Annotated in this window: 17 protein-coding genes; 5 read left to right on the top strand and 12 right to left on the bottom strand. The window is 52.7% G+C overall.

What is annotated here, in order from left to right; genetic code table 11:
* Positions 1-103: 103 nt before the first annotated feature.
* The 5 genes from glpK to AC50X8_RS12980 all read right to left on the bottom strand — a co-directional run bounded on the left by glpK (position 104) and on the right by AC50X8_RS12980 (position 6,752).
* The gene (gene glpK / locus AC50X8_RS13000; RefSeq protein WP_494880015.1) at positions 104-1,609 is read right to left on the bottom strand and encodes a glycerol kinase GlpK; all 1,506 of its coding nucleotides are present in this window, start codon (positions 1,607-1,609) and stop codon (positions 104-106) included.
* A 12-nt stretch (positions 1,610-1,621) separates the two neighbouring features.
* The gene (locus tag AC50X8_RS12995) at positions 1,622-2,560 is read right to left on the bottom strand and encodes a transketolase family protein (protein WP_494880014.1); all 939 of its coding nucleotides are present in this window, start codon (positions 2,558-2,560) and stop codon (positions 1,622-1,624) included.
* Between the two features lie 3 nt (positions 2,561-2,563).
* On the bottom strand, positions 2,564-3,409 hold the full coding sequence (locus AC50X8_RS12990) for a transketolase (RefSeq protein ID WP_494880211.1): 846 nt from the start codon (positions 3,407-3,409) through the stop codon (positions 2,564-2,566).
* 64 nt (positions 3,410-3,473) lie between these two features.
* A complete protein-coding gene (locus AC50X8_RS12985; RefSeq protein ID WP_056030699.1) occupies positions 3,474-4,907 on the bottom strand; it encodes an L-fucose/L-arabinose isomerase family protein in 1,434 nt (477 codons plus the stop codon).
* Between the two features lie 51 nt (positions 4,908-4,958).
* On the bottom strand, positions 4,959-6,752 hold the full coding sequence (locus AC50X8_RS12980) for a DUF5605 domain-containing protein (RefSeq protein ID WP_494880013.1): 1,794 nt from the start codon (positions 6,750-6,752) through the stop codon (positions 4,959-4,961).
* 283 nt (positions 6,753-7,035) lie between these two features.
* On the opposite strand from AC50X8_RS12980, the gene AC50X8_RS12975 reads away from it, so the two are divergent.
* Positions 7,036-8,079, top strand: coding sequence for a LacI family DNA-binding transcriptional regulator (locus tag AC50X8_RS12975; RefSeq protein WP_494880012.1), 1,044 nt, complete (start codon positions 7,036-7,038; stop codon positions 8,077-8,079).
* 923 nt (positions 8,080-9,002) lie between these two features.
* On the opposite strand, the gene AC50X8_RS12970 is transcribed toward AC50X8_RS12975, so the two are convergent.
* From AC50X8_RS12970 to AC50X8_RS12950, 5 genes are all read right to left on the bottom strand, one after another.
* Positions 9,003-10,544, bottom strand: coding sequence for a DUF5597 domain-containing protein (locus AC50X8_RS12970; protein ID WP_494858923.1), 1,542 nt, complete (start codon positions 10,542-10,544; stop codon positions 9,003-9,005).
* A gap of 136 nt (positions 10,545-10,680) precedes the next feature.
* Positions 10,681-13,320 carry a glycosyl hydrolase gene (locus tag AC50X8_RS12965; protein WP_494880011.1) on the bottom strand — a complete coding sequence of 880 codons (2,640 nt, stop codon included), beginning with the start codon at positions 13,318-13,320 and terminating at the stop codon, positions 10,681-10,683.
* Between the two features lie 13 nt (positions 13,321-13,333).
* Positions 13,334-14,221 carry a carbohydrate ABC transporter permease gene (locus AC50X8_RS12960; RefSeq protein WP_056030709.1) on the bottom strand — a complete coding sequence of 296 codons (888 nt, stop codon included), beginning with the start codon at positions 14,219-14,221 and terminating at the stop codon, positions 13,334-13,336.
* Between the two features lie 12 nt (positions 14,222-14,233).
* Positions 14,234-15,103: an ABC transporter permease gene (locus AC50X8_RS12955; RefSeq protein ID WP_155972952.1), complete on the bottom strand. Its 870-nt coding sequence runs from the start codon at positions 15,101-15,103 to the stop codon at positions 14,234-14,236.
* Between the two features lie 345 nt (positions 15,104-15,448).
* On the bottom strand, positions 15,449-16,495 hold the full coding sequence (locus AC50X8_RS12950; protein ID WP_056030715.1) for a 2,3-butanediol dehydrogenase: 1,047 nt from the start codon (positions 16,493-16,495) through the stop codon (positions 15,449-15,451).
* Between the two features lie 134 nt (positions 16,496-16,629).
* On the opposite strand from AC50X8_RS12950, the gene AC50X8_RS12945 reads away from it, so the two are divergent.
* Entirely contained in the window at positions 16,630-17,529 is a 900-nt protein-coding gene (locus tag AC50X8_RS12945) for a LysR family transcriptional regulator (RefSeq protein ID WP_494858918.1), read from the top strand.
* A 110-nt stretch (positions 17,530-17,639) separates the two neighbouring features.
* On the opposite strand, the gene AC50X8_RS12940 is transcribed toward AC50X8_RS12945, so the two are convergent.
* Positions 17,640-18,464 carry a YheC/YheD family protein gene (locus tag AC50X8_RS12940; RefSeq protein ID WP_494859697.1) on the bottom strand — a complete coding sequence of 275 codons (825 nt, stop codon included), beginning with the start codon at positions 18,462-18,464 and terminating at the stop codon, positions 17,640-17,642.
* A gap of 318 nt (positions 18,465-18,782) precedes the next feature.
* Between AC50X8_RS12940 and AC50X8_RS12935 the strand changes: the two genes are divergently transcribed.
* From AC50X8_RS12935 to AC50X8_RS12925, 3 genes are read left to right on the top strand one after another with little or no spacing between them, the layout of a single operon-like run.
* Positions 18,783-20,003, top strand: coding sequence for a phenylacetate--CoA ligase family protein (locus AC50X8_RS12935; RefSeq protein WP_056030721.1), 1,221 nt, complete (start codon positions 18,783-18,785; stop codon positions 20,001-20,003).
* Positions 20,004-20,019: 16 nt separating this feature from the next.
* A complete protein-coding gene (gene sbnA / locus AC50X8_RS12930; protein WP_494858914.1) occupies positions 20,020-20,988 on the top strand; it encodes a 2,3-diaminopropionate biosynthesis protein SbnA in 969 nt (322 codons plus the stop codon).
* Positions 20,985-22,040, top strand: coding sequence for a 2,3-diaminopropionate biosynthesis protein SbnB (locus AC50X8_RS12925; RefSeq protein ID WP_056030727.1), 1,056 nt, complete (start codon positions 20,985-20,987; stop codon positions 22,038-22,040). Before sbnA ends, AC50X8_RS12925 begins: the two co-directional genes overlap by 4 nt.
* 80 nt (positions 22,041-22,120) lie before the next feature.
* Here the strand turns inward: AC50X8_RS12925 and AC50X8_RS12920 are convergent, their stop codons facing one another.
* The gene (locus tag AC50X8_RS12920) at positions 22,121-23,638 is read right to left on the bottom strand and encodes an ABC transporter substrate-binding protein (protein ID WP_494880010.1); all 1,518 of its coding nucleotides are present in this window, start codon (positions 23,636-23,638) and stop codon (positions 22,121-22,123) included.
* Positions 23,639-23,762 lie beyond the last annotated feature (124 nt).

Below are 23,762 nucleotides of genomic sequence, written 5' to 3'. Positions count from 1 at the left end.
TGTTGACGCACGGCTCTCTTTGCATTGTACGCATAATCTATAAGCATTATAACATGCTTCGCTGCCTAAAGTCATACAAAAAGTCGTTTAATTGTTGACTTAACTAGCCGTCATGCAATACAGAGGCAACAGCTTGCTTCCAGCCTTTGTACAAGCGCTCGCTCTCTTCCTGCTTCATCGCAGGCGCATACGAGCGATAAGCGCTCTCCTTAGCGTCCAAAAGCTGAACCAGTTGCTCCTCATTCGCCCAAAAGCCTGCACCTACGCCGCCCATATAGGCAGAGCCCATTGCGGAAAGCTCCGCTACGCCGGATTTAGCGACGGTTTGCCCGAGCATATCCGCCTGGAACTGCATGAGCACGGCATTGTCCGACGCTCCGCCATCGGCCCGCAGACCTTTCAGAGCGATGCCGGTCTCCGCCTGCATCAGCTCGGCCGCATCGCGCACCTGATAGGCGATGCTTTCCAGGGCGGCGCGCACAATATGCGCCTTGCCCGTTCCCCGGCTCATGCCGGTAATCGCCGCCCGGGCATGCGGCTTCCAATAGGGCGCGCCCAGCCCAACGAAGGCTGGGACTAGATAGACGCCATCATTGTCTGGCGTCTCCTCAAGCAGCTGTGCAAGCTCGCTAAACGAGCTGAACAGCCCCAGATTATCCCGCACCCAGCGCATGCTGTCGCCGGAGGTGCGAATGACCGCTTCCAGCGCATAGGTCATTTTGCCGCTGAGCCCCCAAGCAATGGCGAGCACCAGCCCATTGCTGGAAGCGACTGGCTTGCTCCCCACATTCATCAGCACCGACGTCCCGGTGCCGTAGGTTGCCTTCGCCATGCCGGGCTCCAAGCACAGCTGCCCATAAAGCGCAGCTTGCGAATCGCCAACGACGCCCGCTATCGCGACGGGCTCAGCGAATAAATCCGAGTCGTTCGTGTAACCGAACCGCTCATCCGAGCATTTCACCTCGGGCAGCAGCGCAGGTGGAAGGCCGAACAGCCCACATAATTCCGCATCCCATTCCAGCGTATGAATATTAAACAGCGACGTTCGGCTCGCATTCGTATAGTCGGTTGCATGCACGTCCCCGCCCGTCAGCTTCCATAGCAGCCAGCTGTCGATCGTACCGACGAGCAGCCTGCCTGCTGCGAGCAGCTCCTTGGCGCCGGCGGCATGCTCCAGCAGCCAGCCCCATTTTGCCGCCGAGAAATACGGATCAAGCAGCAGACCTGTCTTCGCCTGTACAAACGGCTCCAAGCCCTCTGCCTTTAGCGCATCGCAGCGCTCAGCAGTACGCTGGCACTGCCATACAATGGCGCGATGAACGGGCTCGCCCGTCTCCTTATCCCACATCACAGCGGTCTCCCGCTGATTCGTAATGGTAAGGGCCGCAAGCTCGCCTGCTGCTATGCCTGCCGCCTTCAGTGCTTCCTTCGCCGTCCGCTTCACCTGCTCATAAATTTCCAGCGGGTCATGCTCCACCCAGCCTGCTTGTGGATAATACTGCTTATGCTCCGCAGCACTGCGGGACACAACCTCGCCCGCGCGATTAATGACGAGCGCCTTCGTGCCGGACGTGCTTTGATCAATCGTCAGCAGATAGCTTTTGTCCATCGCCAAAGCCCTCTACTTTCTCAGCATGCCTAGAGCAATCGCTTTTATATTGCTGCTGCTAATGCCATAATGGTCAAACACTTCGTTCGATTTCCCAGCTATCGCCGGCTCATCGGGAATGCCCAAAATCCGCATCGGCACCGGATGCTGCTGCACGACTACCTCGGCAACCGCTGCGCCTAGCCCGCCATGAATGCTGTGCTCCTCAACGGTAATGATGCCGCCCGTTTCCTGCGCAGCCCGCACAATGGCTTCCTCGTCAAGCGGCTTGATCGTATGCATGTTCAGCACACGTGCCGACACGCCTGCTTCCGCCAGCTCTGCCTGCGCATCCAAGGCGATGCGTACCGTCTCTCCCGTCGCAATGATCGTAATATCGCTGCCTTCACGCATCGTCACTGCTTTGCCAATGACAAATTCGTAGTCATCCGACTCGTAGCTGTCTTCGACCGGATTGCGGCCGATACGGACGTATACGCCGCCCTCATGTACGGCAAGCGCTTCGGTCATCCGCTTCGTCTCATGGCGATCCGCCGGCAATATAATAGCTAGCCCCGGAATTGCCCGTGCCACAGCGATATCCTGCACCGAATGGTGCGACATGCCGAGTGCGCCGTAGCTAATGCCGCCGCTAATGCCAACGAGCTTCACATTTGTGCCGGAATACGCGACATCGACTTTTATTTGTTCGATGCTGCGCATGCTCAAGAAGCAAGCCGGCGACGTCACGAATGGCTTTTTGCCGCTGTGGGCAAGGCCTGCTGAGATGCCGACAATATTTTGCTCCGCGATGCCGACCTCTACAAACTGCTCGGGATAAGCATTGGCGAAAGGCGCCATTGCCGCCGAGCCGCGCGAGTCGCTCGCCAGCACCATAATATCTTTGTCTTCCTGCGCCAGCGTCACCAGCGTCTCGCAAATGACTTGCCGATTCGGTATTTTATTCGCCATCGCTTATTGCACCTGCCCTTCCTGTGAGTAGCTGTTGATGACGGCTTCAAGCTCAGCTAGCGCCTTTGCCAGCTCCTCATCGTTAGGCACATGATGATGCCAATGCGGAACATTTTCAGCAAATGACACTCCTTTGCCCTTCACCGTATTCGCCATAACGAGCGTAGGTTTGCCAGCCACAGCCGGGGCAGACTCGAAAGCTTCTACAAGCGCGTCTATATCATTGCCATCGATGGAGACGACATGCCAGCCGAAAGCGGCCCATTTTTCCTCCAATGGCTCCAGTCCCATAACCTCTTCCGTCGAACCGCTAATTTGCAGCCGGTTGCGGTCGATAATGCCAACCAAATTGTCGAGCTTGTAATGAGCGCCAGCCATCGCCGCTTCCCAGACCGAGCCTTCCGCCTGCTCGCCGTCGCCCATTAGGCAAAATACGCGGCTCGCTCTCGCATCCTTCTTCGCAGCAAGCGCCATGCCTACCGATATCGCCAGCCCGTGCCCAAGCGCTCCCGTATTCATCTCAATGCCTGGCACTTTATTGTTCGGATGGCCGATGAGCCTCGTTCCAAACTGGCTGAACGTCGCAAGCTCCTCCTTCGGGAAAAAACCGCGGTCAGCCAAAATGCACCATAACGATTCAACGGAATGCCCTTTGCTTGCAATAAAACGGTCGCGCTCCTGCCATTTTGGACGGGCCGGATCAATCGTCATAATTTTATAATATAAGGCCGTTAAAATATCCGTATTGCTCAATGAACCGCCCGTATGTCCCGTCTTTGCGCCATGAATCATGCGCAGCAAATCCATCCGGATTTGTGCTGCCTTGCTCTTGAGTTCCTTGCTGGTCATGCTTGCGTTACTCCCCATCGCTAGCCCTCCTCGTTGTTTTCCTCCGCGTTGCCTTCTATCCCGATTACAAGCCTGAACCGCGCAGCCATGCCTGAATTTCCCGCTCTGTCGGATCAACTGCGTCTGGCTTCAAGCCAGGAATATATTGGCACGCTTCATACAGCGCTGGAATCGCATTGGCGTGAATGCCGACGGAGTGGTGAACGTAAGGACCTTTGACCAGTTTTTCTTCCCATAGCGGCCAATCGTTAACCTCGACCCATACATACGAACCACGCGTGTACGGTCCCTGAATCCCGCGGGCTTTGCCCAAAAACAGTTGGTATTCGCCGTGGTCGCCGTCAAAGCGGGCCAGCGTCATGCCGCCGCCTTTAATCTCTCCTTCATGTGTTCCCGGCGCATGATCATCAAACAGAAAATGCTTGCGCAGCTTTGGCTTGTTCTCGACAGACAAGGAAACCGGGAAGTTGCCGCAATGGAAAAGCAGCTCTCCATTGGCGTTTTCCGGGTGGCGCACAGTCAAATCAGCGAAAAACGTTGGATGCTGATTCATCGTCGCAGCTTGCACCATAACTGACGTAATAGCGCCGTGAATATCTGTCTCGCAGGTAACCGGAATTTGCTCATCGGTGAGGATTGCATTGGCTAGGCAAGGCATAATGCCCATCGCATCCTGAAGCGACGACCAGCATTGGATTGCAATCGCTGTGCTGCCTGTCTGCACCGCATATTGCTTCATCGCTACCTTAAGCGCAGCAATACGGCGCACATCGGCTTCCGTCACTTCCGACCAGTCGAGCTTCGCTTTAATGTAGTCGATCGCTTGCGCCAGCTCCGAGCTATTGCCTTTCTCAATGCGCTGCGAAGCGCGCTGAATATCGACAAGCGTAATCGGATGAATTTCAATGCCGAACCGCTCAAGCAGCTCGCCTTCATTGCACATCATCGTCCAAAAGGAAGCCGGGCGCGGCCCGATTTGCAAAATTCTTAAAGAACGAAACTTACGGACCACATTGGCCGCGGCGATAAAGTTCGTGAACCCGCGCTCAAACACCGGATCATCGACCCTTGTGTTCGTCACATAGGTGAACGGCACGTTGAAGCGGCGCAGCACCTTGCCGGAAGCGAATAGTCCGCACTGCGTATCGCGCAGGCGCATGCCGTCCTCAAGCGGCGACTCATCACGCGGACCCCACAGCAGCACCGGCTTGCCGAGCGCCTTGCCTACGCGGGCAACGGTATCCTCCGTGCCGAAGTTGCAATGCGGGAAAAAAACCGCATCGACATTTTCACGCCGGAAATGCTCCGCAATCTCCTCCGCATTAATATGATCATCATAGAGCAGCCCCTCGCTATTGAGACCCTCCAGATCGACAATGTCAATATCCATGCCGAAGCTTTCGATTTTTTCCTTAATGAGAACCTTATACCGAAACGCATCCTCTGCACTAAAAACAAACCGCCTTGTCGGCGCGTAGCCAAGCTTCAACTTTTTCACCGCTGACTCCCCCTTGTTGACTCATAATGAATGATTAGGCCAAGCTTTTACTTATTCATTCGTATTTGTGCGCTGCATTCGAATCGCCATATATGGCCTGCCCGGCAGCTCAATGCGAAACGTTCCTTCATAAATACCAGCCTGCTTGGTCACCGTCATGTTCCACGTATCCAGCACTTCCACCTCATACGCGATGCCCGGCTTCATCGTAAAGTTCCGATAGCGCGGCTGATTGAAGCCGTAATAAAACAAATAATAAGTGTCGGCAATGCCAGCCGATGGTGCGTCCCACTCGGATCGCAATGGATTTAGGCCCTGCTCCGGCCCTTCCTCCTGCACTTTTTTCAGAAAGGCAATCCGCTCTGGGCTTGTGCCATGCAGCTTGCCGCCCTTCGACCACCACAAAATGTCCTCCGGGTGCAAATAAGTCTCTCCATGGCCGACATAGCCGCCGCGAACCGCACCTTCCCAGAAGCGGCGCACCATTTCTTCGCCCGAAATATTGCCCCAGCCCATATCGATATCGCCTTCATAGGCACATTCGTCAATGACGATCGGCTTATTCCAGTCCTTGCGCCACTGGTCGGTGTTCTCCGCTGTCCGGTACACATCCACTCGCTGAACGCTGCAATGCGTCACCCAAGGTCGGGTGTAGTCATAAAAACCGAAGCAATTATGGATGGAAATGAGATGCCCGTATGGATCATTATCCGTAACGATCTGGGCAAAACGCTCCCAATCCGGCTCCTCCTTCGCCCACATCAGGTCATATTCATTGGCGAGCGACCACCAGACGTTGCGGTAAGCCGCCAAACGCGCTGTAATGTAGCGCAGGTAGCGGTCATCTGCCGCTTTCGACATTTCGGAGAAGCCCCAGCGATCATACGCATGGAACAAAATCAAGTCCGCCTCGATGCCCAGCTTTCCTAAATCAGCGATCCGCTGTTCCAAATGGCGGAAATACGCCGGATTAAAGCGCGTGAAATCCCATTGCCCATCTGCCAAACGCTCATACGGATAAAGCGGCGGTTCATTATCATTAAATAGGTAGGCTTTGGGGAATACGCACATCCGCAGCTTGTTGAACGGCGTCTGCGCGAGCGTGGCGAGCGTCTGCTCCTCCAGCTCCTGCCCCTGATGCGTCCACGCATAGCAGGTAGTTCCTACAGGCAAATAACGGCTGCCGTCCTCGTAGGAAAAATGATACGTGTCCGCTACCCGCACCGGACCGTGGTTGCCGGTTTCGGCGCTGCGGCAGGCGAAGCTGCCGGCAATGCCGTTCATGGCGCGGACGCTGCTGCTCGTGCGGTAGCGCCACTCGCCTTCGGCATCGGGCATGAAGCGCACGCGATAGATGCCGTCTCCGTCGTAGAAGCCTTGTGCGGTCAGGCTTCTGTTTCCTTGGCTGAACACGGCGCTGAGAGTCGCGTCCGTGAAAGGGTTGCCATGAGCGGGGCCATGCAGCTCCAGCTCATAAACGGCCCAGCGCGCGACTTCGCTCTGCGCGAGCAGCTTCGCCGACCCCTCAGCCTCTAGCGGTGCCTCGTTCGGCAGCTGTGCTGCTGAAGCTTCCTTGCTCACCGTATCTAAAGCAGAAGCAGCCTCCTGCGCCGTTTCATCCTCAATTACGTATTCAATGCCAGCAAGCTCAGCCAGCACCTCCGCCACCCATTCCGGTGAGCGAATTAACGCTTGGTTTGAGGTTGCGAAGCGCGGCAGTGTGTTCATTTTTATAAAAGAAAGATAAGGCGAATGCGCAAGCTCAGGAGCATGCTTCAGCAAAACCTTCCGTCCCTCGGGGCTCGCCCAAATGTATCCGATCTTCGTTTCCTCACTAAAAATCATCCTCGCATCCTCCTATTGGCTGCTGCTTCTAGCCTATTATAAGTTTAGCGAAACAAACTAAACTAAAACGAAACTTTTGATGGACTTTTCCTGCATTCATATTCCCAATTTAGCAGCAAAGCTGCGACTAGTCAATAAGTTTATATAAATAAAACGCTTTAATTTAGTGTATTAACTAAATTATTTAGCTAAACCACGAATGTCCATTGCTTTTAATGCCCGCTGGATATACACTAAACTTACTAAACAAACGGCTTAAAGCTCGAAGGGAGAATCACTTATTGTGAAAATGGAAGACATCGCCGCCCTTGCCGGCGTTTCGAAATCAGCAGTTTCGCTTGCCTTCAGCGGCAAGCCGGGAATCGGACAAGAAACCCGCGAGCGCATTTTGCAGGTTGCCAAGGACAATGGCTATCTGCCTAAAACACGAGCCGCACAGCCGGAAGCCGCCAGCAAAACGCTGACCTTTCTCGTTTTAGCCAATTCTGGCATCGTACTGGAGCAATATTATCAGCAGCCTTTTTTCCGTGAGCTCATTCATTACATAGAGGTACGCTGCCGGGCCAAGGGCTATTCACTGCTGTTTACGTCAATTGACGTCAACGCTTTTTCCAGTGACAGCCATGCCTTGGCGGAGGATATCCGCAGCGATGGCGTCATTTTGCTCGGCACGAACCTCGATAGAGAGCAAATTGCCAGTTTGGCTGACCGCTTGCCCGCACAGCTCGTCGTGCTTGATACCTGCTTTGAGACGCTTCCCGTCCATTTCATTACGATCAACAATGTGATGGGCGGCTATCAGGCGGGTGAGCATCTATGCCAGCTTGGCCACGAGCATATCGGTTATTTGGCATCCAATGTGCGGATCAGCAATTTTGATGATCGGCGCATTGGGTTTATGTCCGCATTAGAGGAGCGGGGACTGTCGATCGACGAGAAAGACATTTTTTCCGTCGCCCCGACGATAACCTCATTTCAGGAGGAGCTGAAAAATCAGCTCGCGGCCTATCAAGCGGCCGGACGCCAGCTGCCAACCGCCTTTTTCTGCGAATGCGACTACATCGCGATCAGCGCCATTAAGACGCTGACTGACCTTGGGTTCCGCGTTCCCGAGGACACCTCTGTCGTTGGCTTCGACAACATTTCTGAGGCGCGAATTGTTTCGCCAGAGCTCACGACCGTACATGTAGAAAAAGAGCGCATGGCCCATCTCGCCGTCGATTTAGCCATTGAAGCCATCGAACAGGACCATGCGGTCAAAACTAAAATTGCCGTCGACACGCAATTTATCGTCCGCCATTCATCCAGCGCGCCATCCTATCGATGACGAATAGCCCTTCCAGGAACGCGTTGAGCGGAAGCCAGGAGGGCTATTTTTTTTATATTATTTTGCATATGCATGATTAAGCAGCTTGTTTAAATTTAACTGAGGTGTGCATGCAAAACATTGTCTACCTAATGCTGCAAGCTAAGCGCCTACTGAGGTCAATCATCTCACGATTCAATGGTGTGGAAACGCAGCCTACGATTGATGCTGAGCTCACGCAGTTCCGGTCGAAATGCTCAGACCTTTTTGCGAGGACTCAGGTTCCGCTATTCAGGCTTTTGACCCGATTTCAGGTTCTACGCGGACAGGAAATCCGTTATTGCCCTCATTTTCCCGTCAAAATGGCTATTTCAAGCGCATTAGCTGCTCCTGAGTCCGCAAACGGTGCCATACCCTGGATTCTGTTGAAATAGCGGCTGCTGTGTCCGCCAAGCCACTCCCTTACGCACGATTTAAATCCCTGAAACAAAAAGGACGAAGCTATCTTTCTGCACGTATGGTCATTGGTGAAAAGAACGCGCAATCTTTCGACACGTATGGTCATTGGTGAAAAGAACGAGCAATCTTTCGACACGTATGCTCGCACTGATGAAGAGAACGAAGCTATCTTTCGACACGTATGGTCATTGGTGAAAAGAACGAGCAATCTTTCGACACGTATGCTCGCACTGATGAAGAGAACGAAGCTATCTTTCGACACGTATGCTCGCACTGATGAAGAGAACGAAGCTATCTCTCGGCACGTATGCTCGCACTGATGAAGAGAACGAAGCTATCTTGAAGTAAGTATGCCCGCTTTGATAAGGAGTAGCACTCCCGGTAACGGAAATACGTTTGACGCTAAATTCGATCAGCAGTTGGCTTTCTTACGTTTGCATAGATGTCCTAGGTACAGCGACGATTTTGTTTGTACATATCAAGCCTTATTTATACGTATAAGCCTCAATATATAGCGCCGAGGCATAATCGCCTACCGCAATGCGATACGCAGACTCATCACCGTTCAGCACTCTGCCTCGAACCCACTCATTTTGCTCGAATGCTCCTTCCTCCACGCGGATCAAGCCGACCTTCGCGCGTTCGCCCTGTTTGGGTAGAAGCTCCACCGAAAAACCGATCCCCGCGAAAATAAAACGATCCTCGGACAGCTCAATGATGAGCCCGCCCGCTGGAGGCGTCCCTTCTGCCGGCCGTTTATAGGACAGCTTCACATCGTAGCGGGAAAAGGGAAGAATGCAGCCGCCATCGTTTTGCTGGAGAAAGCCGGTCATTTTTCCCGTGCCGCGATTTTGCTGAATTAGCCCGAGCATGCCGCCAAGCAGCTTGTAGCTTGCCGCAAGGTACGGGCCTGTTCCATTCACGACAAACCCGGAAAAATCAATATTCAGCGCCATCATAATGCTGAAATCTGGTCCGCCGCTTGCAGCTTCCTCAGGAAAAAAGCCTTCTATGCCGAACGGCGCAAAGCCTAGTGCATCGTGCTTGCCCATAGCGTAAAACACATTGGCAGCTGAGGAAACATCGCGCCGCGCTTCAGGGATGAACAGCGGATTGCCATCCTGCGTGTACTCTTGGCATACGTCCGCAAAGCTGGACAAATAAATATCCGGGGCATACAGGCAAAGGGTTGGTGCTGCAAGCTTCCACATTTTCATCACTTTGGCGACTGGCCCGCCGCTTGGATACGTGCCTGCCCGCCATGGATATTGCTCCAGCCATGCGTTGACGAACATCGGCAGCGGATATGACTCACTGCCTGCGCTCGCAATACGTTCAACCGCAAGCGCGTAATGGTACGCCATGAACCATTCGCCTGCATCCGTTCCAAAAGCCCGCTCCCAGCTGCCCTGCACGCCATAACCCTCAGCTACCTGCGTAGGCACAGCCGCTTCAAATCCAGCGTTCGCCGCTGCTGAATAATCCCGTTCACTGCCTAGAAAGCCGATTTCATTTTCCACCTGAATCATGATTACGGTGTGGGTTCCCTCATCAAACGCTTTAAGAAACGCCATCAGACGCTTGAAAGCTGCCGCATCAGCCGTTACCGCCGCTTCGCACAGCGGAGAAATCGTATCCGAAGGCGAGCCATCGGCATAACAGGCACGGAAATACGTCGCATAATCCCGTTTCACCCAGCTCGGCACATAGCTGGACTTGCCATTTTTCCATAAGCCGAACCAAAGGAGCACTAAACGAATATTTTCCGCACGAGCCTGCTCAATTAACCCCTCAACGAGCGAAAAATCAAACGTGCCCTGCTCTGGCTCGATTAATTCCCAATAGACCGGGGCAATAATCGTATTTAAATTCAGCTTGCGAACTTCTGGCCACACTTTCTCCTGCATATAGGCAAGATTTGAAGCGCTGGAATTATGAATTTCCCCGCCAAGCGCAAGGTAAGGCTCACCATTTACGTACAAAGTGGATGTTCCATTCTCGCTCACTAAATGAGGGATTTGCTCCATAGTGTCTAGCTCCTTTCGGTTTAACCATCTAAGTATAGAACGCGGCGAAAAAGGAGCCTTACTCCATCGTTTTCACCACGCTTCGGTTTACTGCTCTACAAATTTCGCTGCTGCCTTGGCCCTTAGTCCTTACCCCTTAGACCTTCGGCGCTACAAGCAGCTGTACGGGCCCAATCAGGCCACCCGGCTCCTGCTGCATAAAACGCGAGAAGAAATCCTTCTGCTGCTTGCCCAGCGTATTAGTCACTTCAATGACAAGCCGGTTCGTTCCCGGCTTAATGGCCATTCCAGCTGCAAAGCGATAAGGCGGGGCAATCGCCGTACCCAGCTTCACGCCATTCACCGCTGCCTCCGCCGTTTCAAACGCCGCACCCAAATCCAAGTACAACGGCTCGCCCTCGCCATCCCAATCGAATGCAAGCTCATAACGGATCGTTCCGGTGAAATCCGGCAGCCGTTGCGGGCCGTTGATATTTTCCAGCTCGCTCAGCTTCCCATAGCTTTCAAATACCGGATATTGAAATGAGCCGGAGGTTGAAACCGTCCATTCGCCATACAACTCTATCGGCACACATGCTGTATAATTGGGCAGCGTCTGCACCGTCGCTTGCGGCAGCTCTTCGCCAGACAGCACGATCAAAGTCTCGTAAGCACTCAGCCTAATTCTCAGGCGGTTCACACCATCTATATGTTCCACATTCGCATCGCTCAGTTGATTGTCAAAGGCGTTATAAACCATCATCCGCGCAGAAGTTTGAAAGCTGACAACCGTATCCACAACCTCATAAGGATGCTCGTTGAAAAAGAAATAAACATCGCTGTCCTGATGCCCATAATGGTAATAACGCAAATACGGCGCGGCATCTGCCGTCTCAATATCGTACAAACCTTCATCGCGCAGCGTCGCCGCAAGCTCTGCAAGCGGAACAATTGCTGCGTGTTCCAGCGCTTTCAGGCGCTTAAGCTCCGCCGCTTCTCCGCCTCCCTCAATGGTGCGGGCAGGCAGCCCATCTACAAACAGCAGCTTAAGCCCTGCTTCAGCCAGCGCTGCCAGCTGCTCCACGAGCACTGCCGGCAGCGCTTCAGCATAAGGCACGATGAGGCATTGATACGCCTCATTTCCCACAAGCAGCTCGCCGCCGCTCACCATGGCAGCTCCTGCTGCCAGAACATCAAACGGAATGACATCGCAATCGATTTGCGCCTGCATCAGTGCCTTAATCGGCTTCTGAATCAGCATCGCCTCAGCGCCTGACCACTCCGCATCCGCATGGTATAGCACCGCCGCCGTCGCATAATGGCGTCCTCCGTTCAGCAAATGGCTGATGCGGTTCGTATAATCGTTCAGCTGGCGATAATAGCGATATTGCGGATTTTCGCCGCGTGCATACAGATGCGGCGGGCAGTCGGCATCCGGGAACTCTTTTTGCGAAAAAGCATGGGGTACGAAATAGTTAATGCCGCGAACGAGCATATGGTCGGTCAGCCATTTCATCAGCTTGAGGCCTTCGCTCCAGCCGTAGGCGCCGAATACTTCGCACATCGCCCGGCCCTTTTTCTTCGGATCGATATGCGCCAGTGACGAGCCAAGCTTCGCAAGGGCATAATGGAAAAACTCGCTGTCCGTTTCCCCGGCGATCCATGTAAACGGCACCTCGTCAAAACCCGGCATAATTTGATGCAGCACAACGTCAATGCCCGCCATATCCTGGCCCCACATCGAGCGGAAGAAATGTCCCGGCCCGCAGCCGAGCCGCGCATGCACATTGTTGTCTTCAATGATATGACCGATATATTCGACGCCGCGCTCGCGGCACCAGTCGCCCAGCTTGCCGCTGAAATGCTCGGCATACAGCTTGCTGACCGTATTCATGAACGTATAGCGCAGCGCCTCCGTCTGCTCGCCGCCCTCGTACCAAAGCAGCGGCAGCAGCGCCGCAGCAGGCTGCCCGAATTCGGCGGACAGCAGCTCCAGCATGTCGTGGCGCCACGGCAGGACGATACCCTTTTTGCCTAATCGGGAATTGAAGTCAAACGTCGTTTTATCGTTGTAGAAGCCCGGCTCATCGGAGAAAAAGCCTGCCAGCGTCTTGCCGAAATCATCCCGATACCGCTCGTAATAGCCCTCATAAATCGCGTCGATTAACACCTGCGTAGACTCCGGCACAATCGGATTAATATAGTTCCGCTTCGCTTCCTCCGCGCCTTCCGCCGTCTCAATCAGGACGAAAATGCGCCAGAAGCCTTCGGGAATATCCCAGTAAAGCACGCTATTTTGCACGCTGGATGTCAGCTCGATAAATCCGCTAAGCTGCTCAGCGCCAGTAACGCCTAGTTTCCCTCCACGCTTAACCGCCACAACCGCGACCAGCTTATCGCCTGGATGGAGCAGCGTATTGAGCAGGAAGGAGGCTTGCGGAGCCGGCCCGACAGCGTCGATATGCCGCTCCGCCAAATACGTTCTGCGCAGCTCAGCCGGAGCTTCCTTCAGCTTGCCTGCTGCATGTCCCGTTGGAAAATGGTCGTCATCGAAAAACCACACCTTCATGCCGCGGCTGCGCGCCTCGTCCATAATGATATCGATATCCCGCCACCAGCCGGGACCAAGCATATCTGGATGCGGGCGCGATTCCACGATGACCGCCTTAATGCCTGAAGCATATATTCGCTCCATTTCCTCGCGGATCTGCCCTTCCTCCTCGCCGCGCTGCCACAGAAGAGGCATAATGTAGTTTTCTTCCTCTCCTGCAAGCACATGCCGTAAACGTTCCGCCATCGCCGTCGTCCCCCTATCCTTTTACCGCCCCGATTGTAATGCCTTTAACAAAATATTTTTGGAAAAAAGGATACGCGATAAGGATTGGAATAACGCCGACTACTGCAATCGCCATCCGCACGGTGCCGCTTGGCATTTTGGCCATGCTTTGACCTGCATTGGAGCCAAGGCCGCTGTTCGACAGAAATTGAATGTCCGTCAGTATCCGGTTCAAAATGTTCTGAATGCTGAACAGCTTCGGATCTGTTAAATAAACGAGCCCGTTGAACCAGTCATTCCAATAGCCAATCGTCTGGAACAGGCCAATCGTTGCCAAAATCGGCAGCGACAGCGGCAGCACGATCGAACGGAACGTTCTGAATTCAGTTGCCCCGTCAATGTAAGCTGATTCTAAAATCGGAACAGGAATGGACGTAATGAAAAACGTGCGCATGAGCATAACGTTAAAGCCATTCATCAGGAGGCCCGGAATAATGAGCGCCCAGATCGTATTTTTAATATCGAGATATTGGGTGTAAATGAGGTAAGTCGGCACAAGCCCGCCGTTGAACAGCATCGTGAAAAAGACGAAAAACGCCAGTGGGTTGCGCAGCGGAATATCTCTTCTCGACAGCGGGTAAGCCAGCATAGATGTAATAATTAAGCTGACCGATGTACCTAGAACGGTAACCAGTATCGTAATGCCATAAGCCCGCAGCAGCTCCTGCGATTGATCAAGCAAATAACGGTAAGCCGTCAAGCTGAATTGTTCTGGAAAAAAGGAATAGCCATTGCTGATAATTGCCTGCTCATCGGTGAAAGAAGATATAACCAGCAAGGCGAAGGGCAGCAGGCAGGCAATCGATACGGCCATCATAAACAGGTTGGCTGACCACTGCCATAATTTATTTTCATGCGTCATGTCATTCACTCCTTAGAATAATGCGTTGTCTTTGTTGATTTTGCGTACAATGTAGTTGGCTAGCAGAACCAGAAGGAATCCGACCAACGATTGATACAAGCCTGCCGCAGAGGACATCCCGATATCACCGAGCTGCATCAAGCCGCGATATACATAAGTGTCGATAACGTTTGTCGTATCACTGAGCGCACCTGCGTCCATAGGAACTTGATAAAACAAGCCGAAGTCGGAGTAAAAAATCCGGCCGATCGCAAGCAGCGTCATCATCGTAATCACTGGCGATATGAGCGGCAGCGTAATCGATTTAATTTGCTGCCATTTGGATGCGCCATCGAGCGTTGCCGCTTCATAATATTCCTGATCGATTCCAATAATCGCCGCCAAATAAACGACGCAGTAGAAGCCAACGCTTTTCCACACATGCACAATGGTTAAAATATAGGGCCAGTATTGCGCCTCGCTGTACCAGGAAATAGCGTCGAGTCCCAGAAACGGCAGAACCGTCTTGTTCATAAAGCCCGTTTCAATGCTAAGCACCGCATAAACCAAATAGCTGACAATAACCATGGATATGAGAAAGGGCAGCAGCACGACGCTTTGATAAAAGCGGGCCATAATTTTACTGCGAATCTCATTGAGCAAAATCGCTATTCCTACCGCTATGACCAAATTCAAAATGATAAAGCCGCCGTTATACAAAATCGTGTTCCGCGTAATGATGTAGGCATCTGTCGTTTTGAACAAATATTCGAAGTTTTGCAGCCCGATCCATTCGCTGCCCCAAATCCCTTGTGCAAAATTGATGTTTTTGAAGGCGATAATGAGGCCGAACATCGGTGCATAATTGTTAATGATCAAATACGCCAGCCCCGGAAGCATCATCAGAAACAAAGGCAAATAGCGCTTGAACTGTTTCTTTTTCACGTTTGATTTGGCAACCTGCTTTGCCTGCTGGGGAGCTGCCGCTGCCACTGTCCCTTTATTTCCCGTCGTTTGTTCCATAGGTGAACCCCTTCTTTCTTCAGCATGAGCTTGTCGCTGTCTTATACTTTGATGATAGTGCATGCACCCTTGCGCCCTCTACCGCTCAGACGACTTCTCATTTGCACTATTACGACGCTCCTGCTCCACCATTGAGAGCCTCGTGCCAGCCAAAAAAACAAATAGGCTGTTCCAAGGCCCATTTGCATGACCTTTGGAACAGCCTATTTGTTTTTAATAATAGAATCAGGATTGGGTATGAATCAAAATTTTAGCCTGCGCTTTGTCTTTGATGAGCAGCTCCAGACCTTCCTCAACGAGGTTGTCCAGCTTGATTTTTTTCGTAATGACCTTCTTCACATCAAGGCGGCCCGAAGAAACCATGGCGATGACCTCTGGGAAAATATGATGGTAGGCCAGTGACGTTTTAATCGATATCTCTTTCACCAAGATGCTGTTCACATCCAAAGTAACCGGGCTGGCATAACCGGCAATAATGAGCAGCTGCCCGCCTTTTTTGATGACCTCAAGAGCACTGGTAAATGTCGCTTGTGCGCCTGCTGCTTCAAAGGCCACATCGACGCCGTTCACATGCTGGGCCAATATTTCTGTCGTTGCATCTGCTTCCAAGCTGTTCACAACCGAGGTTGCGCCAACTTCAAGCGCTTTGCTTAGACGTTCCGGCGAAATATCTACAGCCATAATGCTCGCAGCTCCAGCCGCCTTCGCTGCCATAATCGTTAACAGCCCAATTGGGCCCGCCCCGTAAACGACGACCGAATCACCGATCTTCAACTGGCTCTCCTTAACGGCATGAACCGTTACGGCAGTTGGCTCCATCAATGCCCCTTCTTCAAGTGTTACATTATCCGGAAGCTTATGAGCTTTGCTGGCATTTGCGACTGCATATTGAGCAAATCCGCCGTCGTCCTGCAAGCCAAGGAAAGCAAACGGACTAGCCAGATTGTATTTGCCTCGCTGTACATAATAATCATCTTCGGCATACACAATCGGCTCTACAGCTACGCGGTCCCCAACAGCCAGATTGGTTACTCCTTCGCCAAGCTCGGTCACAACGCCCGCAAACTCATGGCCTAGCACAAGCGGAAGGCCGCGTCCTGTAACGGGATGAGGCTCGGCCGATACGCCAAACCCATGATGGTAGGCATGCAGGTCGCTTCCGCAAATCCCGGCCCATTCCACCTTTATTTTCACTTGGCCTGCCGCAGCTGCAGGCTCGTTCACATTTTCGATACGGACATCTTTAGCTCCATAAATAACAGCAGCTTTCATAAACAGCATCTCCTTTAGCAACAAAATGATAGCGCTTATATTGCCTTACCGCTATTGTACTCCTGTTGTTAAATTAAATATATTTAATTATACTTACATTTAATTAAGCAAAACTTATGTAAAGGAAGCGACCTATGAACCTTGAGCAGTTGATGTATGTCGTCGAACTAAGCAAATCCAAATCCTTATCCGAAGCAGCGGCGAATCTTCATATTTCCCAATCTGCCCTCAGCCAATCCCTCACTAGTCTTGAAAAAGAACTCGGGCTGAAGCTGTTCAAACGTGCCCGAACCGGAACCTTGCCTACTGCTGAGGGTGCAGCCATTATAAAAAAAGTGCATGAAGCAGCCAAAATAATCGAGGAAATCCGCCTCGAAGCCGCTAGCAATCTGAGCAGCCTAAGCGGCGAGCTTCGCTTGTCCACGATGCCCGCCCAAATGAAGACGATGGTTAAAGTGATCGCCTGGCTGAAAAAGGAGCATCCCGCTCTCCGCATCGAGGTAACGGAGGATGGCTCATTGAATACGCTTGGCAGCGTGCGGGAGGGGATGGCTGATCTCGGCATGATTGCCATGCGGGAAGACAAGCTGCCGATAGACGGTCTCTCGTTTCATTCACTGTGCAAGGGAAAAATGGTCGCACTCATTGGCGCCCAATCTCCGCTTGCCTCCCGAGCTACCATATCGCCGGAGGAATTGCGACAATACCCATTCGTCCTGTACAAGGACGACCACGTCGACCAGTTCATCCATGATTTTACCAGGCAGCACGGGCCCGTGGAGGTGCTGTTTCGAACCGATTACGATGTCGCCATTCAAAGCGCTTTGCTGGAGGGGCTGGCCGTCTCGATCGGCCACGACTATTCCTTTAGGCAAAACGCCAACGAAACGATCCGGCAATTTGCGATGCTGGAAATTGAAGATTTTTTTCAGCAGCCTGTCCACTTTGGCTGGGTTCGGGCGCAAAACCGGCCGAATGCGCCGGTGATGGATTATTTTATCAATCGCTTTGAGCACGAATATACGTTCAAGTAGGCCACTGCCGTGGGAAACAAGCAGGCTGAAAAAAAGGCCTTACGCCTGGCCTGCCTCCTTGGCAGGCCAAACATAAGGTCACCCGTTCGCGATAGACACGGCCTCCTCGCTTATTTTCCGCGCTTCGCCTTGGTGCATTTCAGCTGGTAGGTTTTTCCGTAGGCTTTGCCATACCGGACGATACGGCGCAGCATGGACTTATCGGCAAGCAGCGAGAACGGGCAAACGGCCGGCACGGTATTCACCTCTAGAATCCATGGCTTTAGCTTCGCATCGATGGCAAAGTCGAGGCCCAGTTCCTTGATGCCGGGAGAAATGCCGCGCAGCAGCCGCGCTGTACGAAGGCCAAGCCGATCCATGCTTTTCAGCAATTTCCAGCGCCCTGCTGGCCCAGCATGTGACTTAAGCACTTGCACGGTCGAATAGATCGAGCCGCCTTGGCTGCCATTTGTTACAATTTTGCCCGGATGGGCCGCTCTGCCAAGCGTCCCGGTCGCTGCCCAGCCGCCCTGCGGTGCGCGCTGCACCATAAGCCGAATATCGAAACGGCGTCCTTTATGCTTTAGCAGGCGAATGCCCTTCTGCACCAAATATCGCTTCCCCTTCATTTCCTTATGAATCGAACGGTAAGCTGCCTCGTAAGTGGTGAAGGTCGATTTTTTCGAACCTAATTGATACGTGTACTTCGCCCCCAGCTTCTGCATCTTCATGACCCCGCGCCCCTGTGAGCCATGTGACGGCTTCACATAGACCATTCCGTATTGCTTCAGCATGCTGCGCAAGCTGTCCTTCGTCGCCAACTTTGTCCGCGGGATGTGCTTCTTCAGCATTAGATCCTTCCGCATCGCAATCGTTTTGCTCCACTTACCCCCAATAATTCCACCTTTAGTACGTACACTTTTGCTTCCCTTGCCACTATGGCTCCTTGCTCGCAAACCCTTCGCTAACTTTCTGTTCCTCGTCACTTTACCCCTCCATTCCAATTCTCTATTAGCATACGAACCTTTTCAAAAATGGTTGTAGGCCGCTGTCGGCATAGAACGAACCATCATGCTGCGGCTTCATATGCTTAATTAAGGCAGCCTGTCAGAATGTTTGTTCGATTCTAAGAATTTATAAGTTTCATCCTTATATCCGCTTAGAATTCTAGGGCAAAGCTCTTCGCTCGTCCCAGAAGGACGACAAAGTCGTTTTTGCTTCGATTCCCAATACGTGACCGCCAGCGGTCCATTAGTTAGGAGGCATATGCATAGATGGAGCCAAAACAGACGATTCAGCAGCAGCTTGCTCTTATTTGCCATTTTCATCCTTGGTATGGAGAGCTGCTTGCAGAGCGAGGCATTGATCCAAACGCCGCCATACTGCCAGAACTGCCGCTGATGACGGCAGACAGGTTGGAGGCGCATTATTTCACGCAGGAGCTGCGTACGGAACCCGGGCTCTCCGTGTACCGTACGTCGGGAACGTCCTCCGGCATACGCAAAGCGATTTATTATTCTCCGGAGGATGACGAGCAATATATCGCCAGCAAAGCGGCCTGCTTCCGGGAGTGGCTGGCAAGGGGCCCGGCAGTTGTCACAAGGGCGCTCGCCGATATGGGAACGGGACATGCGGCTAGCACCGCCATTACGATTTTTCAGCAGCTTGGCTTCCAAGCAGACTCGCTTTCCTTCGCCTTGCCGATAGAGGAGCATATCAAGCGCCTCGCCACTTTTCGCCCGCAGCTGCTGTATACGATGCCTTCCATTCTCGATGCCATCGCTGCCGCCGCACCAGATCCAAAGGCCTTCGGCATACAAAAAATTATTATTGTCGGCGAAATTGCGCCGCCAGCCTGGCAGGCCAATATGGCTGCACGGTTCGGCATCGGCGCAAGCGATATTCTCGACACCTACGGCTCCATAGAGATCGGCGCCATTGCTTCCTACTCTCACGAGCATAGCGTTTATGTGCTAGATGCTGGCATTCATGCCGAAGCGCTCCGCGCAGACGAAGTAGATCCACGCTTTGATACGCTCGATGACAATGAAACGGTGCTTGTGCTTACGTCATTTAAGCGTACCCTGTTTCCCGCCGTCCGTTATGTCACCTACGATGTGGTTAGGGATTTCGGCACTGTCACGATTGATGGACAGGTAAGGCAAACATTCAGCTGTATCTCGAAACGGATCGGAACCGATCTGAAGCACGGGGAAAAAATAAGCCTCTACGACATCGAAAGCGTCGTCCAGCAATTCGTCAATGACGCCGAGCTGCGCGTCCGGCTGCAGGGCAATAAACTGTCCATCCATATTCGCAGCAAAATTTTGGAAGATAGCATGCTTGCCGTTATTCAGCAAGCCATTGAGCAAAAAATTGAAGCGATTGGCCAAATGATTCGGGGTCGCATGCTGTCCGGCATCGTGGTGACGCGGGCAGCGGAGGATGAGACGCTTGAGCGGGGAGCGGTCAAGTCGAAAAAACTTTATTTTTAGGAGGCGGTAATCGCCCATGAGAAAAGATTGGCTTTCTTGTATCGGTCAGACGCCGCTCGTCCAACTGTCAAAGCTGTTTGCGAATGATCGCGGAATTACCGTGCATGCCAAGCTGGAAATGCTTAACCCGAATGGCAGCGCGAAGGACCGCTCCGCCGCTCGCATTATTGCTGCGGCCTTGGAGCAGGGCCGCATCGGGCCCGGCTCTGTCATCGTCGAATCCAGCTCGGGCAATATGGCAATCAGCCTCGCCGCGATCTGTTCCTATCTCGGAATGCGGTTTATTAGCGTCGTAGACCCTAGAACGACGCAGCAAAACATCCGCATTATGCGCGCTTATGGCGCCGACATTGAGCTCGTTGAGGAGCCAGACCCAGACACGGGCGAGTTTCTGCCTGCCAGGCTGAACCGCGTTCAGCAGCTGCTTGCCGACATTCCGGGCAGCTACTGGCCGAATCAATACAACAATGAGCATAATTATTTGTCGCATTATGAGGGCACCATGCAGGAAATTGTCCAGGCGCTGGGCCGGGTTGATTATGTCGTTGGCGGCGTCAGCACCTGCGGCACCATGCTCGGGTGCGCGCTGTATGCCCGCGACCATAAGCTGGATACGAAAATTGTGGCGGTCGATGCGGCGGGCAGCGTTATTTTTGGCGGTGTCAGCGGGAGCAGATTGTTTCCGGGCCTCGGAGCCGGCATCGTTCCTCCGTTCGGGCAAAGCCGATTTATGGACTATGCGATAAAAGTGAACGATGCCGATATAGTTGCTGGCTGCCAGATGCTGGTGAAGCAGGAGGCGATTTTGGCCGGGCCATCGTCCGGCGCCGTTATTTTTGCCCTTCAATCGATGATGCATGAGCTGCCAGATGGCTCTGTTTGCACCGTTATTTTACATGATCGCGGCGAACGCTATATGGATACGGTCTACAATGATGATTGGGTTCAGCAGCAATTCCACCATGAGGAAGGGGAACGAGCTTGATTTACCTTGGGGAAAAACATATCCGTGCCGTTGGACTCCATTGGCAGGAGCTGGCGGATCAGATTGAAGATGCGGTGCATGTAATGGATAGCGGCGATTATGCCCAGCCGGTAAAGCCATATTTGCGATACGGCGGCCATGCGGCAAACCGAATCATTGCCATGCCCGCCTATGTCGGTGGCAGCATGCATACAGCCGGCATAAAGTGGATTGCCAGCTTTCCTGGCAACCTTCATGCCGGACTGCCCAGAGCGCACAGCCTGCTGGTGCTGAATGATGCAGACACGGGCAAGCCGTATGCGATTGTCCATGCACCGCTGCCGAGCGCAGCACGGACAGCTGCCGTTAGCGCTGTGCTGCTTCGCCAATATTTGCGTGCGCGCAGCGCGCAGCAGCCAAGCAAGCCGCATCGCATAACGCTCGGCATTATCGGCTTCGGCCCAGTCGGCCAGCTGCATTACGACATGTGCGGGCAGCTGTTCGGCGAAACAATCGATGAAGCTTATGTTTATGACATTCGCGGAGTTGAGCTGGACGATATCAACCTTGCCGCAACTACTGCTGCCGATGTTGTCAGCACTGCTGTCACCGATGCCGCCGCTGGTAAGAAAGTCGGACTACGTGGACGAACGAAGGTGGCAGGCAGCTGGCAAGAGCTATACAGCCGCTGCAACGTCATTATTACTTGTACGGTAAGCGACAAGCGCTACATTGATCTTCCGCCCCTTCCAGGCAGCCTGCTGCTGGACGTTTCGCTGCGCGACTACACCGCGGCAGCCTTGAGCAGCGTAAACGCCATCATCGTCGATGATTGGGATGAGGTATGCCGGGAAAACACCGACATTGAGATGCTCCATAAGGAGCGGGGGCTGGAGAAAGAAGGTACCCGCTCGCTCGCCGATGTCGTATGCCGCAGCGCGCTTGCTGGATTCGATCCGGCTGAGCCCGTTCTATTTTGCCCGATGGGAATGGCCGTCTTTGATATTGCAACAGCGAACTATTGGGTGCAAAAGGCTCGGGAGCTCGGCATTGGTCTGGAAATCGAAGCGTAATCGGTAAAATACAAGCAACCGCCAACCCTCACGAGGAGGATTGGCGGTTGCTGTGTTTGCGCCAGATTGCTTTGCCTATTTTATTTCGCTGCCGCCCATGCATCAAGCTGCTTCTGTTTTTCGGCTACGATTTTGTCGATGCCTGCTGCTTTCAGCTTGGAGATAAATTCTGGCAGTGTTTTGTCCGGATCAAGCGTACCTGTTTCCAGACCCAGCTTGTATTGATTCAGAACATTCGTTACCGAAGCAAACTCGGTTTTTACCGACGCGGAATCGAAGGTAAAGCCTAGTGCCTTGGATTTTGTTGCTTTTTTGTTAAATTCATCTGTTTCTTTCCAAATATCCGGGTTATCCCCTTCAAAAGAATAGGACATGAACTGGTTGCCGAATAACCAGCCTGTATTCGGGTTGTAGCCACTGTTGTTGGCATCTACGCCATCTGCATATTTAATAACGTTCTCTTGATCGGTTTTCACATAATGCTTGCCTTCAATGCCCCAGTCCATCAAGTTAATAATATCTTTGTCGCTGTACATCAGGTTCAAGAACTTCATGGATGCTTCAGGATTCGTCGCATTACGCGGAATGCCCCACATAATGTTAGTTACCGTTTCTGTTTTGGCGACTGGAGCCGTAATTTCACCCTTCACAATTGTCGTACCCACAATGCGCGATTCCTGCATTTCGATGCCAGGCTTCAGGTTAGCCACATAAGCAGCGGTACGTCCCGCTTTAATCAAATCCGCGATGCCTTCTTTGTTCGTCGCCGCATCCTTCAAAATATAACCGGCTTGATACCAGCCGCGAATACGCTTGAGCAGCTCCGCATATTCTGGCGTCTCAAAGTAGTTGACTACTTTTAAATCATCCTGCCCATTGTTAATCAGCACGCCAAAGCCGTCACCTAATTTATCAAGCTTGAGCAGGTAGTCAGCAATCGATTGCCCAGCCGCTCCCGGAGAGATAGCCGCCATGCTCGGCTCGTTCTCTTTCAGCGTTTTCATCATTCCTTCCAACGCGTCAAGGGAGTTGATCTTGGAGGCGTCGATGCCGTATTTATCAGCAAGATCCTTCCGGACCAGCACGCCATAATTGACCGCCAAATCACGAATCGAAGGCACAGCATAAATTTTGCCGCCAATGCTGCTTGCTTTAATAAAATCTTCGCCTACTGCCGATTTAATGCCTTGTCCATACTGCTCTAGCAGATCGTCAATCGGAAGCAGCTGGCCCTTCGCTACTTGCGGCGCATAACCAAACGTCGCGCTGCTGCCCGTTACGATCAGATCCAGCTTCTCGTTGCTCGTAAGCATGAGATTCATTTGCTGGTTCCAAGCGCCGATACCGATTGGGAGAAGCTTCACCGTTGCATTGATTTTCTCTTTAGTCAGCTTGTTCAGCTCATCTTGAACCGCCTGCAGGTCAGTAGGCGTATTGCCGAACGTCACATACGCAACGGTAAGCTCTGCTGCCGCATCTGTTTTGCCGCCCGAATTGGTTGCTCCTGCTGTGCCTGTGCCCGCTTCTCCATTGCTGCCTTTGTTGCCGCCGCCGCATGCGCTCAGCACCATGCCCAGCACGAGGACCAAGCTAATCATTGTTGTTATCCTTCTCATTCGTAATTCCCCCGATGCTTTATAGTATCGAGATTCGGCTCGTCTCTAACGAGTGAATCTATCCTCATTGTAGAGAATCCCCATACCCGCTACTGCCCCGCAGACG

The sequence above is a fragment of the Paenibacillus sp. JT22N15 genome, from assembly GCF_059383755.1.
This window is presented reverse-complemented; position numbering and strand designations above follow the sequence as displayed.

Bases quoted from the DNA above. Each gene is read 5' to 3' on its own strand.
- AC50X8_RS12945 (WP_494858918.1), top strand. From the start codon at position 16,630: ATGAACCTTGAGCAGTTGATGTATGTCGTCGAACTAAGCAAATCCAAA.
- AC50X8_RS12995 (WP_494880014.1), bottom strand. From the start codon at position 2,560: ATGGCGAATAAAATACCGAATCGGCAAGTCATTTGCGAGACGCTGGTG.
- AC50X8_RS12950 (WP_056030715.1), bottom strand. From the start codon at position 16,495: ATGAAAGCTGCTGTTATTTATGGAGCTAAAGATGTCCGTATCGAAAAT.
- sbnA (WP_494858914.1), top strand. From the start codon at position 20,020: ATGAGAAAAGATTGGCTTTCTTGTATCGGTCAGACGCCGCTCGTCCAA.
- glpK (WP_494880015.1), bottom strand. From the start codon at position 1,609: ATGGACAAAAGCTATCTGCTGACGATTGATCAAAGCACGTCCGGCACG.
- AC50X8_RS12970 (WP_494858923.1), bottom strand. From the start codon at position 10,544: ATGGAGCAAATCCCTCATTTAGTGAGCGAGAATGGAACATCCACTTTG.
- AC50X8_RS12990 (WP_494880211.1), bottom strand. From the start codon at position 3,409: ATGACCAGCAAGGAACTCAAGAGCAAGGCAGCACAAATCCGGATGGAT.
- AC50X8_RS12935 (WP_056030721.1), top strand. From the start codon at position 18,783: ATGGAGCCAAAACAGACGATTCAGCAGCAGCTTGCTCTTATTTGCCAT.
- AC50X8_RS12965 (WP_494880011.1), bottom strand. From the start codon at position 13,320: ATGGCGGAACGTTTACGGCATGTGCTTGCAGGAGAGGAAGAAAACTAC.
- AC50X8_RS12980 (WP_494880013.1), bottom strand. From the start codon at position 6,752: ATGATTTTTAGTGAGGAAACGAAGATCGGATACATTTGGGCGAGCCCC.
- AC50X8_RS12960 (WP_056030709.1), bottom strand. From the start codon at position 14,221: ATGACGCATGAAAATAAATTATGGCAGTGGTCAGCCAACCTGTTTATG.
- AC50X8_RS12955 (WP_155972952.1), bottom strand. From the start codon at position 15,103: ATGATGCTTCCGGGGCTGGCGTATTTGATCATTAACAATTATGCACCG.
- AC50X8_RS12920 (WP_494880010.1), bottom strand. From the start codon at position 23,638: ATGATTAGCTTGGTCCTCGTGCTGGGCATGGTGCTGAGCGCATGCGGC.